Genomic DNA, 15,297 nt, shown 5'->3' with positions numbered 1-15,297 from the left:
GGCGTATGGGGCGTACGCTGCCACTGTCATGACACATTCGTTTCGTCCCCGGCCTAGCGTCGTGCGCCGCGACTCCGGGCTCTACGCCTACGAGCGAGCGCTCGCGCGGCGCGGGCTCACTCCCGTCGCCGGGGTCGACGAGGCGGGCCGTGGCGCCTGCGCGGGCCCTCTGGTGGTGTCCGCGGTGGTCCTGCGGCGCGAGATCCCCGGGCTGGGCGACTCCAAGCTGCTGACGCCTGCCGTACGGGAGCGGTTGTACGGGGTGATCACGAAGTCCGCCTACGTCGAGACCGTCGTCATCCCGCCCGAGGTGATCGACGCGCGCGGGCTGCACCGCTGCAACGTCGAGGGAATGCGCCGGGCCGTCGCGCGGTTGTCGCTGGTTCCCGAGTACATCCTCACCGACGGGTTCCCGGTCCCGGGCCTGCCGGCGCCGTCCCTGGCGGTGTGGAAGGGTGACCAGGTCGCCGCGTGTGTCGCGGCGGCGTCGATCGTGGCGAAGGTGACCCGTGACCGGATCATGACCGAGCTTGACGGGAGTTTTCCCGCGTACGGCTTCGCGGAGCACAAGGGATATGTCACGCTTCGGCACCGGCTGGCGTTGAAGGAGCACGGGCCGTGCGCGCATCATCGCTTCTCGTTCGTCACGGTCGGTAGGGAAGTGCGCGAGAATGGAGATGTGGGAGCCGCATGACGGGCGCGACAGGAGGGACGGGATGAGCGCAGAGGATCTCGAGAAGTACGAGACCGAGATGGAGCTGCAGCTCTACCGCGAGTACCGAGATGTCGTCGGCCTGTTCACCTATGTGGTGGAGACGGAGCGGCGCTTCTATCTCACCAACTCGGTGGACCTCGAGGTACGCACGGCGGAGAACGGCGACGTCTTCTTCGACGTGCGCATGCAGGACGCGTGGGTGTGGGACATGTACCGCCCCGCGCGGTTCGTGAAGAACGTCCGCGTGGTGACGTTCAAGGACGTGAACGTGGAGGAGCTCGCCAAGAGTGACCTGGAGATGCCCAAGGAGGGCTTCTCCAGCTAGCCCGCGGTTGTCCACAGGCTGACTCCCCGTCCACAGAACGCGGTTCGGGGGACGGCGTCCCGGTCCCGGCTCGGCCAGAGTCAGGGGCCGGAGGTGGTCCCCATGGCCGCGAAAGACGAACTCGGAAAACACGGCGAGCAGGTCGCCGTCGACTACCTGCGCTCCGGAGGCATGACCATCCTGGAGCGCAACTGGCGTTGCGCCCTGGGCGAGATCGACGTCCTGGCCCGTGACGGGCGCAACCTGGTCGTCGTCGAGGTGAAGACTCGCTCGGGCCGCTCCCACGGCACCGCTCTGGAGTCGGTACGGCAGGCGAAGCTGGCCAGGCTGCGCACGTTGGCCGCCCGCTGGCTCAGCACGCAGGACGCGCGCTTCGACGCGGTCCGGATCGACGTCATCGCCCTGGAGCGGTTCGCCGGCGACTTCGCCCTCCGCCACGTGCGCGGGGTGAGCTAGATGGCCGTCTCCCGCACCCGCAGCGTCGCCCTGGTCGGGGTCAGCGGCCGCATCGTCGAGATCGAGGCCGACGTCGGCAACGGCCTGGCCGGCATCCACCTGATCGGCCTGCCCGACACCGCGCTCAGCGAGGCTCGCGAGCGCGTCAGGTCCGCGATGGTCAACAGCCACTACCCGTGGCCCGACGCGCGCATCACGGTCAGCCTCTTCCCGGCCAGCCTGCCCAAACGCGGCAGCCAGTTCGACCTGGCCATCGCCATCGCCATCCTGGGGGCCGCCGGGGTCGTCCCGGCCGACCGCATCGCCGAGCCGTTCTTCCTCGGCGAGCTGGGTCTCGACGGCCGCCTCCGTCCGGTGCGCGGCATCCTGCCCGCGGTCCTGGGCGCGGCCAAGACCGGGCGGGCGACCGTGGCCGTGCCCGCCGCCAACGCCCGCGAGGCCGCCCTGGTGCCCGACGTCCAGGTGATCCCGGTCAAAGATCTGCGCCAGCTCGTCGAATGGCTCCGCACCGGCGAGGCCCCGCCCCAGCTCGACCTCTCGCCGGGCGAAGCCGCCCTCCCGACCACCGAGAAGCCCTCGGTCGACCTGTCGGACGTCGTCGGCCAGCCCATCGGCCGCCGCGCCCTGGAGGTGTGCGCGGCCGGCGGCCACAACCTCTGGATGCTCGGCCCGCCCGGCACCGGCAAGACCCTCCTGGCCGAGCGCCTGCCGACGCTGCTGCCCGATCTCCCGCTCGAGCACGCCCTGGAGGTCACGGCCATCCAGTCGGTCGCCGGCGTCCTGCCCACCAGCAGCCCCCTCGTCGTGCGGCCGCCCTTCGTCAGCCCCCACCACACCGCGACCGCCGCGGCCATGGTCGGCGGTGGCAGCACCGTGCTCCGCCCCGGCGCCGTCTCCCTGGCGCACCGGGGGACGCTCTTCCTTGACGAGGCTCCCGAGTTCCCGCGCCAGGTGCTCGACTCCCTCCGCCAGCCGCTGGAGTCCGGGAGCGTCACGGTCGCCCGCGCGGTCGGCACCCTCACCTTTCCCGCCCGGTTCACCCTGATCCTCGCCGCCAACCCGTGCCCCTGCTCGCAGCCGGCCGGGCCCGGTCAGGCGTGCGCCTGCTCGCCCACCGTCCGCCGCCGCTACATCGGCCGGCTGTCCGGGCCGCTGCTCGACCGTATCGACGTCAAGGTCACCGTCTCGCAGGCCAACAAGCGGGAGCTCATGGCCGACCGCCGCTTCGTCGAGAGCAGCGCCGTCGTCGCGGCCCGGGTGCTCGCCGCCCGCGAACGCACCGCCAAGCGGCTCGACGGCACCCCGTGGCGGACCAACGCCGAGGTGTCCTCCGCGGAGCTGCACGCCCGCTTCTGGCCTTCGGAGGAGGCGATGAAGCCGGTCAGTGCGGGTCTCGACACCGGTTCCCTCAGTGCCCGTGGCCTTGACCGCATCGTCCGCGTCGCCTGGACCCTCGCCGACCTGGCCGACAAGGACCGTCCCGGCGAGGACGAGACCACCGGCGCCCTGGCGCTGTGGCTCGGCGTCGGCGGCTAGACCCCCCTCAAGGACCTCTCCATGAACCACGACCTGCTGACCCGGGCCACCCTCATGCGCACCGCCGAGGTGGGTGACGCCGTGATGGGCCAACTGATCCGGCACCACGGCCCCGACGAGGCCGTCGCCCTCATCCGCTCGGGCACCCTGCCGGAGCCCTTCATCGCCCGCGTCATCGCCGCCGCCGACCACCCCGACCTGGCCAGGGCCAAGCTCCTCCGCCGCCTGACCACCTGGCACGCCCGCCTGTCCGCCAGTGACCCCGCCGCCGACCTGCGGGCGGGCGAGCACCTCGGCGCCCGCCTCGTCACCCCCGGCACCCCCGAGTGGCCCACCCAGTTGGAGGCCCTCGGCCATGGCGTTCCGTTGGGGCTGTGGGTCTCCGGCAGTGCCGACCTCCGCTTCGCCTGCCTTCGCTCCGTGGCCGTCGTCGGTGCCCGGGCCTCCACCGCCTATGGCGTGCACGTGGCCGCCGACCTTTCCGCCGAACTCGCCGACGGCGGCTGGACCGTCGTCTCCGGCGGGGCCTATGGCATCGACGGCGCGGCCCATCGGGGTGCGCTCACCGCCGACTCACCCACCGTCGCCGTCCTGGCCTGTGGGGTGGACGTCGCCTACCCGAGCGGGCATGCCGACCTCTTCGCCGCCATCCGCCGTCAAGGCGTGCTGGTCAGCGAGTGCCCACCCGGCGTCCACCCCACCCGTGCTCGCTTCCTCATCCGTAACCGGGTCATTGCCGCCCTGGCCCGGGGCACCGTCGTCGTCGAGGCCGCCCTTCGTAGCGGCGCCCTCAACACCGCCGGCCACACCACCGCCCTTGGCCGCCCCCTTGCCGCCGTCCCCGGCCCCATCACCTCGGAGGTCTCCGCCGGCTGCCACCGCCTGCTGCGTGAGGCCAGTGCCGTCTGTGTCACCTCCGCCCAGGAGGTCATCGACCTTGTCGGCGACCTCGGCACCGACCTGGCCCCGCCCTCTCGGGGGCCTGTCCTCCCTCTCGACGCCCTCAACGACCAGACCCGTCGTGTGCTGGACGCCGTCCCCTCCCGTACCGCCGCCGGCCCGGCCACCATCGCCGTCTCGGCCGGCGTCGACCTTCCCACCGCCCTCAGCTGCCTGGGCGGCTTGGCCGCCGCGGGCTATATCGACCGCACCCCCAAGGGCTGGCGCCTCCGCCCCACCCGCACCCCCACCGCTCACTAACCTCCGCCACCCCGTAACCCCAGCCACCCCATAACCCAGCCATCCCGTAACCCCGTAACCCCGCTTCTTGCCACCCGTAACCCCGGCCACCCGTAACCCCGGCCACCTGTAACCCCGGCCACCCGTGACGCTGGCCACCCGTGACGGTGGCCACCCGTGACGCTCGCTTCCCTGCCGCCCCTCACCTTCAACCTGCTGGCCAGCCCCGCCGCACCCCGGCCCACTTCCCACCCCGTCACTTCCAGCGGCCGGCCCAAGCTCGACACCTCACCCCGACTCCTCAGCCAGCCGTCTCATCCCGCCATCCCGCCACGCGCCAGCCGCCCGCTGTGTCACGTGCCCGTAGTTCTACGGGCGCACCGCTGGCGGCCCTCAGCCTGCCCGCCGCCACCCGCCCACGGCCCTTCTCCCAAAACACGCGGCACACCGATCCATCCCACAGTCGCGATGCGATCCCAACACGCCCCCAGCGGGCAAAGTAGAAGGGTGCCCACCAATCCACCACCCCGTCTGCCCGAACCGGACCCCGCCCGGTCCGTACATGCCGCCCACCCAAACGGCAGGGCAGCCGACACCCCCACCCAGAGCCTCCCGGCGGATGAACGGAGCACCCCCGCAGCCCGCCCTCAGCAGCAGCCCACACCCGACAGACAGCACCCCAAGTCCGCAGCGGTGTCCGAGTTCGAGCGACACCTCCGCTTCGAACGAGACCTGTCCCCGCACACCGTCCGCGCCTACCTCTCCGACCTGGCCACCCTCCTCACCCACCTAGGGGAACGAGACCTGGACCACCTCACCATCACCCTCCTCCGGGAATGGCTGGCCACCCAACACGCCACCGGCCTGTCCCGCGCAACCCTGGCCCGCAGAACCGCCTGCGCCCGAACCTTCACCGCCTTCTGCCACCGCCGAGGCTGGCTGAACGACGACCCCGGTCTCCTCCTCGGCACCGCCAAGGCTCCCAAGTCACTCCCCGCAGTCTTGGACCAATCCCAAGCCCGAGCCGCCCTGGAACCCCCGACAGACGACACCACCCCCAAGACCCTCCGAGACCAAGCCATCCTGGAACTCCTCTACGCCACCGGCATCCGAGTGAGCGAGCTGTGCCAACTCGACGTCGACGACGTAGACCGCGACCGCCGCGTCATCCGGGTCCTGGGCAAGGGCCGCAAGGAGCGCTCCGTCCCCTTCGGCGCCCCCGCGATGCACGCTATAGACCGCTGGTGCGTCTACGGCCGCCCTCTCTGGATCAAGCCCAAATCCGGCCCCGCCCTCTTCCTCGGCACCCGCGGCGCCCGCATCGACTCAGGCACCATCCGCCGTATCGTCCACGCCCGCCTCCAACAGGTCGACGGCGCCCCCGACCTCAGCCCCCACGGCCTCCGCCACAGCGCCGCCACCCACCTCCTCGAAGGCGGCGCCGACCTCCGCAGCGTCCAGGAGCTGCTCGGCCACGCCTCCCTCAACACCACGCAGATCTACACCCACGTCTCCATCGACCGCCTCCGCACGGCCTACCGCCAAGCCCACCCCCGAGCCTGACAACCGCCTCTCATCGCGGCCCCCGGACGACGGACTCCCGGCTGACCAGCTTCCGGTTACCCGCTTCGGTTCCCTGTCTCCGGCAGCCCCGTTTCCGCCAGTGCCGGTTCCGGCAGGTGCGTCTCGGGCCCGGCCCACCTCAGGCTGGTCCGGCTCCGGTGGTCTGCCTCGGGTGGCCCGCCTCCGAGCAATCAGTCGCGGCCGCTGTGGGACCCCTGTGGGGTGGGGATGTGAGCACAGGCAGAGGATGCTCTCGTAGCCAACCGGAGCGCGCCGGTGCGTGGGCAAACACGAGCCGCGGATCCGCGGTCAGGACGATGGAGCGGACGGGCGGCCAAGCCACACACGCCGGAGGAGCCACCTAGAGCGCGACGGCGGCCGAGCAACCCAAGATGGTCGAACCAGCAAGCAACGAACGCGCTCCCAGACCCGGGCGGCTCCTTGCCCGGCCAACCTTCCCGAGTCGAACGAGCAAGCAATGCACGCGTTCCACAGCCCCGGGCGGCTCCTTGCCCGGCCAACGTCCCTGACTGGCCAACGTCCCTGACCGGCCTACTGCACCACTTGGGCAGGCCCTCCCCAACTGGCACGACCACCCGCCTGCGGAGCGGCTACGTCGAAGTCTGCAAGAAGTCGGGCGTCGACTCATCCCAGTCCGGCGCGACCAGCTCGTTCAGAGCTGAGACGATCCGGCGCTCCTCGTACGTGAAGTGCGACTCGACCAACGCCGCCAACCCGTCAAGCTCGGCACGGACGCGTCGGGAGTCGGCCGACTGAGGGTCGCGGTCGAGGTCATCGACCACGGCCTGCAACTGCCTGAGCAGTCCAGACACAAGATGGTGATCGCGACCAAGCTCCTCCAGCACCTCGCGCAACTCAGGGAACTGTCGCGCGAGCAACGGGAAGACAGCAGCGTCCTCGCCGGTGTGGTGGCGCTCCAAGGCCAAGCAGAAGGCCAAGCAGTGGGAACGGAGGTCGCGAGGCCGAGCGCCACCCCGTTCGAGGTAGGCATCGACCTCCTCCCGTAGTCGAGCCAGTTCATCCCGGAGCCACTGGTGCACTTCGATCAGTTCGGTGCCAAAGGCCGCCAGACGTCTCTCAGCGGGCTGGGAGCGGTCAGCGTGCTGGTTCGCAGAAAGATCGGCGGCTTGCGGAGGGGGCGAGGCGCTGAGCCCTGGCTGGGCGTCGCTGTTCTGAGGGGGTGGCGCGCTCGCCTGCGCATCGGCGGGGCTGGTTGCTGGCGCTGCAGTGCGGAGCTGAGGTTCCGCCCCAGGGGGCTGGGCGGATGGGCTGATTGACCCCGTAGAAGTCGTGCTGTGGTGTGAGTTCCTGCCGTTGGGCGAAGTCATTGCCGTCCCGGGTTACCGCGCCTCCATGTCCACGACGTCCACTTGCCGGGTACACCGCGACGCTGCGGGGGATTTCACCAGATGAGATCGACATCGTCAACCGGTCGATCCGGAAGGAAAGACCCAGAACGGGAGCAGTCTTACCTGTCCGCGGCCCACGAGAAGGAGTGGATCCAGGTAGCGGTGATCCTGGATGAGGCCCCAGTGCAGGCAGGACTCGCGGCAGTGGCTGACCAAGCCCTCGATCACACCGACCTGAGTGCCGGTGGTCACAATGTCGCCTCGCCGTACCGAGGCTTTGACCGGTAGGTAGGTCGTCCGCATGCCTTTGGTGTGGACGATGCTCACGACGCCTCGGCTTGCCAAGGGCCCGGCGTAAGCCACTGTGCCTGGGCCGGCGGCGTACACGGGGGTGCCTTGAGGGGCGGCCAGGTCTACGCCTCGGTGGCCGGACAGCCACGGCACGGGCGGTGGGTTGAACGGGCGCAGGATCCGGGGATTGCCGGTCAGAGGCCATCCCCAGGCTGGCGCCCGAGGGGCGGGAGCTTGGGCGGCTGGCTTGCGAAGGGCAAGGGCTTGTACGACGGACGACTGAGTTGCGGGTGCCGGAGTCGCGGGCGTCTGAATGGCAGGGGCGCGAGCAGGTGCGCGAGCAGCGAGTGCGCGAGGGCCAAGCGCGCGAGCGCCAAGCGCGTGAGGGCCGAGGGCGTGAGGGTCTGGGGTCTGTACGGCAAGCGAGCGAGCGCTAAGGGCTTGTATGGCAGCCGGGTGAGGGCCCAGCGCCTGCACTACAGGAGGTGCACGGCGGGTTGCTGCCGGGCTGGCTCCTGGGCGAGTCGCGAGGGCCGGCAGGGGAGTGGGTGTACGGAGATGGAGTCGCTCCTGGATGGTTGGCGGGCTGGATTCACGGGACATTCGGGTGGCTGGCGGCTGCGGTTGATGGGGCGGCGTCTGTGCTGACGGGCGGGCGCCTGGGGTCGTAGGCGCGGAGGGCTGATGGGGCGGCTGGAGTGCTTGAGAGTCAGGCGCGTGGCTCAGAGGCATGGCTGGCACGGGTGGCGGTTGTCCCATGGAGCGGGTGGGTGGTTCAGCTAGGGGTGGTTCGACAAGGAGTGGCTGGAACGGCGTCGGAAGTGACCCCTGCGGCGGTGAAGAGGGTGGTTTCCCCGTGCGACCGTGTGGGTCGAGTTGGGGCGCTTGCTGGGGCGAGCGTGAGGGGTCAGTGGCCCGGAGATGTGGCGTGTGGAAGGGCTGCGGCGAGGGTCGTGCGGGGGTTGAGCCGGACCTGAGGGCTGGGGGGCTGCTTTGGGGCATACCGAACCAGATGGCCAGGAGGAAGGTGGCGATCAGGAGTAGCGGAACCAGGAGTGTTCGATGCTGGAAAGGGGTGGGCTCGTACTGGCGATCTCGCTGGTTGGTCCGTAGCGGGTGATGGGGGCGGTCGGGCGTGGAGGTGCTTCCGAGCCGGGGAGGCGGGTTGGACGGAAAGGTGCTTCCGGGGTGGAGGGTCGGTCCAGACGGGAGGAGGTGTTGGCGCTGGGAGGGCCGTTGGGGGTGACGGGCGGGGCTGGGCATGGGGAGAGCATGCTGAAGCGACGGGGAGCGCGGGCGGCCGAGCGGGGTTCTGTGGACGAAGAGCGGGGCGCGGTCGGTCCTGTGGACGGGGAGTTGCTGCAGGCGGTCCAGTGGGCGGGGGGCTACTGCAGGCGGTCCTGTGGGCGCAGGCGGTCCTGTGGGCCGATCGACCCGAGGTGCGCTGGAAACGGGTTGGTTGTGGCCTTGGTGGTCGATGGGCATGGACTGAGCCGGGGGAGGGTGCTCCGGCGGACGAGGGACTGGGCTGGGGGCGCCTGTGGATAACGGTACGAACAAGCTTTCGGGAAGTGGCATGATGCTGCTCGGTCGGCGGTGGAGGAGGGCCGGTGGAGAGGCTGGTTGAGGCACTGGCGGCTGAGGTAGGGGTGCGGCTGCCGGCCGTACGGATCACGGATGATGGGGCGCGGCTGACCTCGGCGTTGCCGGTGGAGGTGCTGGCCGCGGTGTCGGTCGGGGTGGCGACGGGGGCTGCGGCGGCTATCGCGGGGGAGAGTGCGGAAGTCGATGTGCGGGAGGCGCTGGCGGCGTTCCTGGATGAGCGGTATTTCCTGATCGACGGGGTTGCGCCTGAGTTGTGGGCGCCTTTGTCGGGTGACTATCGGACTGTTGATGGGTGGGTGCGGCTGCACTGCAACTTCGATCATCACCGGGAGGCGGTGGTGGAGGCCCTTGGCCTTATGGGCGGTGTGGAGCGGGCCGAGGTTGAGGTGGCTTGCGGGAGCCGTACGGCGATCGAGGTTGAGGAGGCGGTCACGGCGGCGGGTGGGTGTGCGGCGGCTCAGCGGAGCAGGGCTGAGTGGGCGGCGCATCCGCAGGCGGTGGCGGCCATGCCGTTGGTGGGCTTGGAGCGGGTGGCGGCGGCTGGTGGGGCGGCTTCCGGTGGCCCGGCTTCGCGCCGGTCGGCTTCGCGCGGATCGGTCTCGCGCGCGTCGGCTTCGGATGGCTCGGCTTCGGGTGGCTCGGCCTCCATGGGCTCGGCCTCCATGGGCTCGCCCTCCACGGACTCGCCCTCCACGGATTCGGCCTTCGGTGGCACGGCCTTCAGTGGCTTGAGCTCGGGTGGGTGGCGCGCGGGGTGTGGGGGTGGGCGGCCGTTGGAGGGGGTGCGGGTTCTCGATCTCACGCGGGTGATTGCTGGGCCGGTGGCTTCCCGGACGTTGGCCGCTTATGGGGCGAAGGTGTTGCGGGTGGGGGCGGCGCATTTGCCTGAGGTGCCTGGGCTGGTGGTCAGTACGGCGTTTGGGAAGCGGTCGACGGAGTTGGATCTGCGGACAGGGGAGGGGGCTGAGGCGTTCCGGAGGCTTGTGAGCTCGGCGGACATCGTCGTGCGGGGGTATCGGCCGGGTGGGCTGGAGTGGCTTGGGTTCGGGTTTGAGGAGCTGGCGCGGATCAGGCCTGGGGTGGTTTGTGTGGACATCTCGGCGTACGGCAGGCATGGGCCTTGGGGTGGGCGGCGGGGGTTCGACAGCCTTGTGCAGATGGTGACCGGGATTGCGGGTGGCTCGCCGCCTCGGCCGTTGCCTACGCAGGCGCTTGATCATGCGACGGGGTATTTGGCGGCCTTCGGGGCTATGGCGGCTTTGCTGCGGCGGGCTGAGGAAGGGGGGTCTTGGCGGGTTGAGGTGGCTTTGGCTCGGGTGGCGCAGTGGCTGGTTGAGCTTGGTGACGCGCACGACGAGGGTGACCGCGGGGGTGAGGGTGGTCGCCGGGGTGAGGGTGGCGGGCGGTTCGACGTGGTGGGGTTGCTGGGGGAGATGGACAGTTCGTTTGGTCGGCTGACGTATGTGCTGGCGCCGGGGCGGATCGGGGGGCGGAGGCCGGGGTGGGAGACGCCGCCGCCGGCTCGTGGGGAGCATCCGCCTGAGTGGTGGTGAGGGCGGAGGCGGGTTCTTCGGGTTCGAGAGGGTCCAGGACGGCGGGCTTCAGGCGAGGTGTGAGTTGGGGAAGGAGGAAGGAGGTCGGCCTGGGCGCTGCCGGTGGTGCGGCGGTGGGGTGGGTGTCGGACAGGGCTGGCGGTGGGGTGGGTGTCGGGGTCGGGTAGGGCTGGCGGTGGCGTGGGGCATTGGGCAGTGCTGGCGGCGGCGGTGGGTGGCGTGGCGTCGAGGGGGGTCGGCGGTGGCAGGCGTGACGGTGGCGTTGGGTGGCGGTGGGTGGTGTGGGCGTCGAGCGGGACTGATGGCGGGGTGGCCCGGCTGAGGTGAAGCTCGCCCGGCTGAGGTGAGGCTTGCCCGACTGAGGTGAGGCTTGCCCGACTGAGGTGAGGCTCGTCCGACCGAGGGGGCCTGGCGCGACCGAGGTGGGCTGGCCTGGGCGAGGTGAGGCTCGCTCACCGAGATGGGGCTGGCCTGGCCAAGGTGGGGGTGGCCTGGGCGTGGTGGGGCCGACCTGAGCGTGGTGGGGGCGGCGGGGCGGGTGGTTGGAGGCGGTGGGCGGAAGGGTCAGGGGCGGCGGAGGGGGGAGGCCCAGATCCAGATGATGCTCAGGGCGATGCCGGCGGCGCAGACCCAGATGACGGGGCGGAGGCCGATGAGCTCGGCGAGGAGGCCGCCGGCGACGCCGCCGATGGCCATGACGCCCTGGGTGGCGAAGGAGATGGTGGAGTTGACGCGGCCACGGGCGGCCTCGGGGGCCTCACGGAGGAGGACGGCGCCCAGGCAGGTGGAGAAGGCGACGACGATGGCTCCGGTGATGGCGCCGGTGACGAGCAGGGCGGAGAACTTCCACCAGAGCGGGCCGTCGAGGGCGGCGACGGCGACGATGTCGAGCGGGAAGAAGAGGATCGAGCCGAGCAGGACACGGTTCTCGCCGAAGCGCTTGACCAGGCGGGTGGTGGCCCAGGCGCCGAGGAGGCCGCCAAGGCCGCCGACGGCGATGAGGAAGCCGATGAGGGCCTGCGGGATGTCCAGGACGTTGACCATGTAGAGCATGTAGACCGCGATGTACGCCATGGCGAAGAGGTTGATCGTGGTGCCGGCGCCGAGGAGGGCGCGGAGCGTGGGGTGCATGACGGTGAGGCGAAGGCCTTCGAGGACGTCACGGGTGAGGCCGCGGGAGACGGCCGGCTCGTGGGCCTCGGGGGTGCGGATGGAGCGCAGGAGCAGAGCGGAGACGAGGAACGAGCAGCCCTCGACGAAGACCGCGATGGGCGCCGTCAGCGCCTGGACCAGGAGGCCGGCGAGGCTGGGGCCGGCCACCGAGGCGAGGGAGTAGGAGGCGTGGAAGCCGGCGAGTGCCTCGGTGCGCTGCTCGGCGGGGACGACGGCGGCGAGGTGGGGGAAGTTCGCGGCCTTGAAGACGGTGGCGGCCGAGCCGATGACGAGGGCGACGACGATCAGCCAGGTGACCGAGAGGTGGCCGAGCAGCCAGGCGACGGGGACGGAGAAGGCGGCGACGGCGGCGACCAGTTCGCAGGCGATCATCACCGGGCGGTGACGGCGCAGGCGGTCGGCGATGGCGCCGGAGTGCAGGCCGAGGAGCAGGGCGGGGAGGAAGGCGGCGGAGGTCAGCAGGCCCATCTGGGCGGGGGAGGCGGAGAGGAGGAGCACCGCGGTGAGGGGGATGGCGAGCTTGGAGACCTCGGAGCCGGTGATGGAGGTGGTTCGGGCCAGCCAGAGGAGGCGGTAGTCGCGCTGCTTGCGGAGGGGGGTGTGGTGGAACATCTCGGGCTCCGTGGTGTGGGGGTGGGGGCGGGTGTTGGACATCGGGCGGGTCCTCTGGTCGGGCATCGGGCGGGTCCTCTGGTCGGACACTGGGCGGGTCCTCTGGAGCGGGCGGGGATCTGGGGGTCGGGGTCTTGGCCGGGAGAGCGGGTCCTCTGGGGGCGGGTCTCCCGGTCTCAGGGGGGCAGGTCCTCTGGGGGTCTCCTCGTGTCAGGGGGGCAGGTCCTCTGGGGGCGGTCACCTCGTGTCAGAAGGCAGGTCCTCTGGGGGCGGTCACCTCGTGTCAGGGGAGCAGGTCCTCTGGGGGACGGGTCTTCCCGTGTCAGGGGCGGCGCAGGTCCTCTGTGGGGGGACCCCGTGGTGCGGGTCTGGGGTCAGGCGGGGTAGGGGTTTGCGGAGTCGTGAAGGGTTTGCTTCACGACTATGAAGGTAATCCTTCACAACTGTGAAAGCAACCCTTCAGATTGGTAGTCTTCACGTATGAGCGAGAGCCGACCTGTCCTGAGCGATCCCAAGGCCATGCGGGCGCTGGCGCATCCGGCACGGCTGGCGATGATCAATCGGTTGTCGGCGGTGGGGAGTGCCACGGCTACCGAGCTGGCCGAGGTGACCGGGGTGACGCCGAGTGCGGCCAGCTATCACCTGCGGATGCTGGCGAAGTACGGGTTCGTCGAGGACGCGCCCGGGCGGGCCGACGGGCGGGAGCGGGTGTGGCAGAACGTCGAGGGCGGGTTCTCGGTCGGGTATGAGCCGGACGAGCCGATGGAGGTGCGGGCGGCCAAGGAGTTCCTGGTCGACGCGATCTGGCGGGACGCCGACGAGATGGCGCGGCGGGCGATCGAGCAGGCGGATCGGTTGCCGGCGGAGTGGCGGGACGCGGCGACTATGACGCATGCGACGTTGCTGGTCACGGCTGAGGAGATGCGGGTGCTGGGGGAGCGGATGAACGAGCTGCTTCAGCCGTACGGGGCCAATGTGCGGCGGCAGGAGGGGGTGCCGGAGGGGGCTCGGATCGTGCAGTCGCAGGTACGGATCTTCCTGCGGCCGGAGATGCGGACGCCTGGGTTGCCCACCGAGGACCACGGAGCCGCTGACGGGCTGACGGACTGACGGGCCCAGGTGGCCGGCGCGGGCGGCTGGGCGCGGGGTGGCTGGGTTCAGGTAGCTGCCCCAGGTGGCTGTCCCGGGTGGCTGGCGCGGGGGTTTGGGGTGGTTGGCGGGTGGGGGTGTGGGTGACGCGGGTCGAGTGCGCGCGGTCAGGAGGTACACTTTCCGATGGCCTGTAACTACGGGCCAACTTCGCATGCCCCGCAGCGAACCGGTCCTTCGGTCCTGGTGAGAGCCAGGCTGGAGCGGTTCAGGGGCATCAGGGGCGGGAGCCGTCAAAAGCCCCCGCGTGACAACCGAGAACCGCGCACCATGCGCGCCGACCTGGAGGACCAGCACATGGCCCCCGTCGTAACCATGCGACAGCTGCTCGAGAGCGGCGTTCACTTCGGTCACCAGACCCGCCGCTGGAACCCGAAGATGAAGCGCTTCATCTTCACCGAGCGCAACGGCATCTACATCATCGACCTGCAGAAGTCGCTGTCGTTCATCGACCGCGCCTTCGACTTCGTCAAGGAGACCGTCGCCCACGGCGGCACGATCCTGTTCATCGGCACCAAGAAGCAGGCCCAGGAGGCCATCGCCGAGCAGGCCACCCGCGTCGGCATGCCGTACGTGAACCAGCGCTGGCTGGGCGGCATGCTCACCAACTTCTCCACCGTGCACAAGCGCCTGCAGCGTCTGAAGGAGCTCGAGGAGCTCGACTTCGACAATGTCGCCGGCTCGGGGCTCACCAAGAAGGAGCTCCTCATGCGCCGCCGCGAGAAGGAGAAGCTGGAGCGCACCCTCGGCGGTATCCGTGACATGGGCCGCGTGCCCAGCGCGGTGTGGGTCGTGGACACGAAGAAGGAGCACATCGCGATCAGCGAGGCCCGCAAGCTGGGCATCCCGGTCGTCGCGATCCTCGACACCAACTGCGACCCCGACGAGGTCGACTACCCGATCCCGGGTAACGACGACGCCATCCGCGCCGTCGGCCTGCTGACCCGCGTGGTCGCCGACGGTGTGGCCGCCGGTCTGATGGCCCGCTCCGGCGCCGCCCGCGGTGACGAGAAGCCGGCCGCCGCCGAGCCGCTGGCCGAGTGGGAGCGCGAGCTCATCGAGCAGGGCGGCACCGAGCAGCCCGGCACCGAGCAGCCCGCCGCCGAGAGCGCGGTCGAGGACACCGACGTCGCGGCTGAGGCCGTGGCCGAGGACACCGCTGAGGTCACCGCCGAGACCGAGGCCGCTCCGGCCGAGGCTGAGGCCGGCGCCGACGACCAGACCACGGTCTGACTCGCGAACCACGTGACCGGTCGGCCGTCTGGTCCGATCCTGGTTCTGTCCGATCCGGTCCGGGATCTTTCCCGGGCCGGACGGCGCGGTGATCGGGGCAGGCAGCCGGCCTGATCGGCGGTGACTCCGCCCGAGTAGGCGGTGGCCGGCGGCCTGGTTGTCAGGGTGCCGGAGGGACACGCCGTCCGGAACGGCCGATGGGCGCGGGTAGGCGGTCGTCCGCGGGTAGCCGCGGGAGCGACGATCAGCGATATGCCGGTCGCCAGCGGGTAGTGGCCGGCCGTCCGCGATGAGCCGGTCACCGGGTACGGCAGGCCGTACCTGATCGAGAGGAATGCCGGGTCGGGCAGCACGTGTTACGGAGTCGGCGCCGAGGGGAACCTGGGCACCGGAGCCGCAGCAGCACGAGGCAGCCGCACCAGGCAGGCCGGTCGCAGCAAACGCAGGGTCCCACGAGGGCCCACGCCGGGTGGCGAGAGCCGTACCGGCACTGAGGCTTCAAGGGCGGGCGTCCCAGGACGTCCTCCCGATCCACGA

Annotated in this window: 12 protein-coding genes; 9 read left to right on the top strand and 3 right to left on the bottom strand. The window is 70.8% G+C overall.

The window, feature by feature from the left end; translation table 11 throughout:
• The first annotated feature begins 28 nt into the window (after window positions 1-28).
• The 6 genes from ACIBG7_RS00330 to ACIBG7_RS00305 all read left to right on the top strand — a co-directional run bounded on the left by ACIBG7_RS00330 (window position 29) and on the right by ACIBG7_RS00305 (window position 5,774).
• Complete coding sequence (locus ACIBG7_RS00330; RefSeq protein ID WP_357918131.1) at window positions 29-694, top strand: ribonuclease HII; 666 nt, start codon at window positions 29-31, stop codon at window positions 692-694.
• Between the two features lie 22 nt (window positions 695-716).
• Entirely contained in the window at window positions 717-1,040 is a 324-nt protein-coding gene (locus tag ACIBG7_RS00325; protein ID WP_357918134.1) for a DUF2469 domain-containing protein, read from the top strand.
• A 102-nt stretch (window positions 1,041-1,142) separates the two neighbouring features.
• Entirely contained in the window at window positions 1,143-1,496 is a 354-nt protein-coding gene (locus tag ACIBG7_RS00320; RefSeq protein WP_357918136.1) for a YraN family protein, read from the top strand.
• Window positions 1,497-3,032, top strand: coding sequence for a YifB family Mg chelatase-like AAA ATPase (locus ACIBG7_RS00315; RefSeq protein WP_397334693.1), 1,536 nt, complete (start codon window positions 1,497-1,499; stop codon window positions 3,030-3,032).
• Window positions 3,033-3,053: 21 nt separating this feature from the next.
• Complete coding sequence (dprA, locus tag ACIBG7_RS00310) at window positions 3,054-4,232, top strand: DNA-processing protein DprA (RefSeq protein WP_397334692.1); 1,179 nt, start codon at window positions 3,054-3,056, stop codon at window positions 4,230-4,232.
• A 672-nt stretch (window positions 4,233-4,904) separates the two neighbouring features.
• Window positions 4,905-5,774 (top strand): tyrosine recombinase XerC, encoded by an 870-nt coding sequence (locus tag ACIBG7_RS00305; protein ID WP_397334691.1) that lies wholly within the window; start codon window positions 4,905-4,907, stop codon window positions 5,772-5,774.
• 611 nt (window positions 5,775-6,385) lie between these two features.
• On the opposite strand, the gene ACIBG7_RS00300 is transcribed toward ACIBG7_RS00305, so the two are convergent.
• Together ACIBG7_RS00300 and ACIBG7_RS00295 are read right to left on the bottom strand one after the other, a co-directional pair.
• On the bottom strand, window positions 6,386-7,123 hold the full coding sequence (locus ACIBG7_RS00300; RefSeq protein WP_397334689.1) for a hemerythrin domain-containing protein: 738 nt from the start codon (window positions 7,121-7,123) through the stop codon (window positions 6,386-6,388).
• 96 nt (window positions 7,124-7,219) lie between these two features.
• The gene (locus tag ACIBG7_RS00295) at window positions 7,220-8,038 is read right to left on the bottom strand and encodes a M23 family metallopeptidase (protein ID WP_397334688.1); all 819 of its coding nucleotides are present in this window, start codon (window positions 8,036-8,038) and stop codon (window positions 7,220-7,222) included.
• Window positions 8,039-9,045: 1,007 nt separating this feature from the next.
• Here ACIBG7_RS00295 and ACIBG7_RS00290 point away from each other — a divergent pair.
• A complete protein-coding gene (locus ACIBG7_RS00290) occupies window positions 9,046-10,593 on the top strand; it encodes a CoA transferase (protein ID WP_397334687.1) in 1,548 nt (515 codons plus the stop codon).
• A 564-nt stretch (window positions 10,594-11,157) separates the two neighbouring features.
• Here the strand turns inward: ACIBG7_RS00290 and ACIBG7_RS00285 are convergent.
• Entirely contained in the window at window positions 11,158-12,444 is a 1,287-nt protein-coding gene (locus tag ACIBG7_RS00285; RefSeq protein WP_397334686.1) for an MFS transporter, read from the bottom strand.
• Window positions 12,445-12,858: 414 nt separating this feature from the next.
• Here ACIBG7_RS00285 and ACIBG7_RS00280 point away from each other — a divergent pair, with 414 nt between their 5' ends.
• Window positions 12,859-13,488, top strand: a complete 630-nt coding sequence (locus tag ACIBG7_RS00280; protein WP_397334685.1) for an ArsR/SmtB family transcription factor — start codon at window positions 12,859-12,861, stop codon at window positions 13,486-13,488.
• Between the two features lie 336 nt (window positions 13,489-13,824).
• Window positions 13,825-14,760, top strand: coding sequence for a 30S ribosomal protein S2 (rpsB, locus tag ACIBG7_RS00275; protein ID WP_357918159.1), 936 nt, complete (start codon window positions 13,825-13,827; stop codon window positions 14,758-14,760).
• The last annotated feature ends 537 nt before the right edge of the window (window positions 14,761-15,297 follow it).

It is taken from the genome of Nonomuraea sp. NPDC050328, assembly GCF_044459405.1.
GTDB lineage: Bacteria > Actinomycetota > Actinomycetes > Streptosporangiales > Streptosporangiaceae > Nonomuraea.
The sequence above is the reverse complement of the archived record's forward strand: the minus strand, read 5'-3'. Positions and strand labels throughout refer to the sequence as shown.

Bases quoted from the DNA above. Each gene is read 5' to 3' on its own strand.
- ACIBG7_RS00330 (WP_357918131.1), top strand. From the start codon at position 29: ATGACACATTCGTTTCGTCCCCGGCCTAGCGTCGTGCGCCGCGACTCC.
- ACIBG7_RS00325 (WP_357918134.1), top strand. From the start codon at position 717: ATGAGCGCAGAGGATCTCGAGAAGTACGAGACCGAGATGGAGCTGCAG.
- ACIBG7_RS00320 (WP_357918136.1), top strand. From the start codon at position 1,143: ATGGCCGCGAAAGACGAACTCGGAAAACACGGCGAGCAGGTCGCCGTC.
- ACIBG7_RS00315 (WP_397334693.1), top strand. From the start codon at position 1,497: ATGGCCGTCTCCCGCACCCGCAGCGTCGCCCTGGTCGGGGTCAGCGGC.
- dprA (WP_397334692.1), top strand. From the start codon at position 3,054: ATGAACCACGACCTGCTGACCCGGGCCACCCTCATGCGCACCGCCGAG.
- ACIBG7_RS00300 (WP_397334689.1), bottom strand. From the start codon at position 7,123: ATGACTTCGCCCAACGGCAGGAACTCACACCACAGCACGACTTCTACG.
- ACIBG7_RS00295 (WP_397334688.1), bottom strand. From the start codon at position 8,038: ATGTCCCGTGAATCCAGCCCGCCAACCATCCAGGAGCGACTCCATCTC.
- ACIBG7_RS00285 (WP_397334686.1), bottom strand. From the start codon at position 12,444: ATGCCCGACCAGAGGACCCGCCCGATGTCCAACACCCGCCCCCACCCC.
- ACIBG7_RS00280 (WP_397334685.1), top strand. From the start codon at position 12,859: ATGAGCGAGAGCCGACCTGTCCTGAGCGATCCCAAGGCCATGCGGGCG.
- rpsB (WP_357918159.1), top strand. From the start codon at position 13,825: ATGGCCCCCGTCGTAACCATGCGACAGCTGCTCGAGAGCGGCGTTCAC.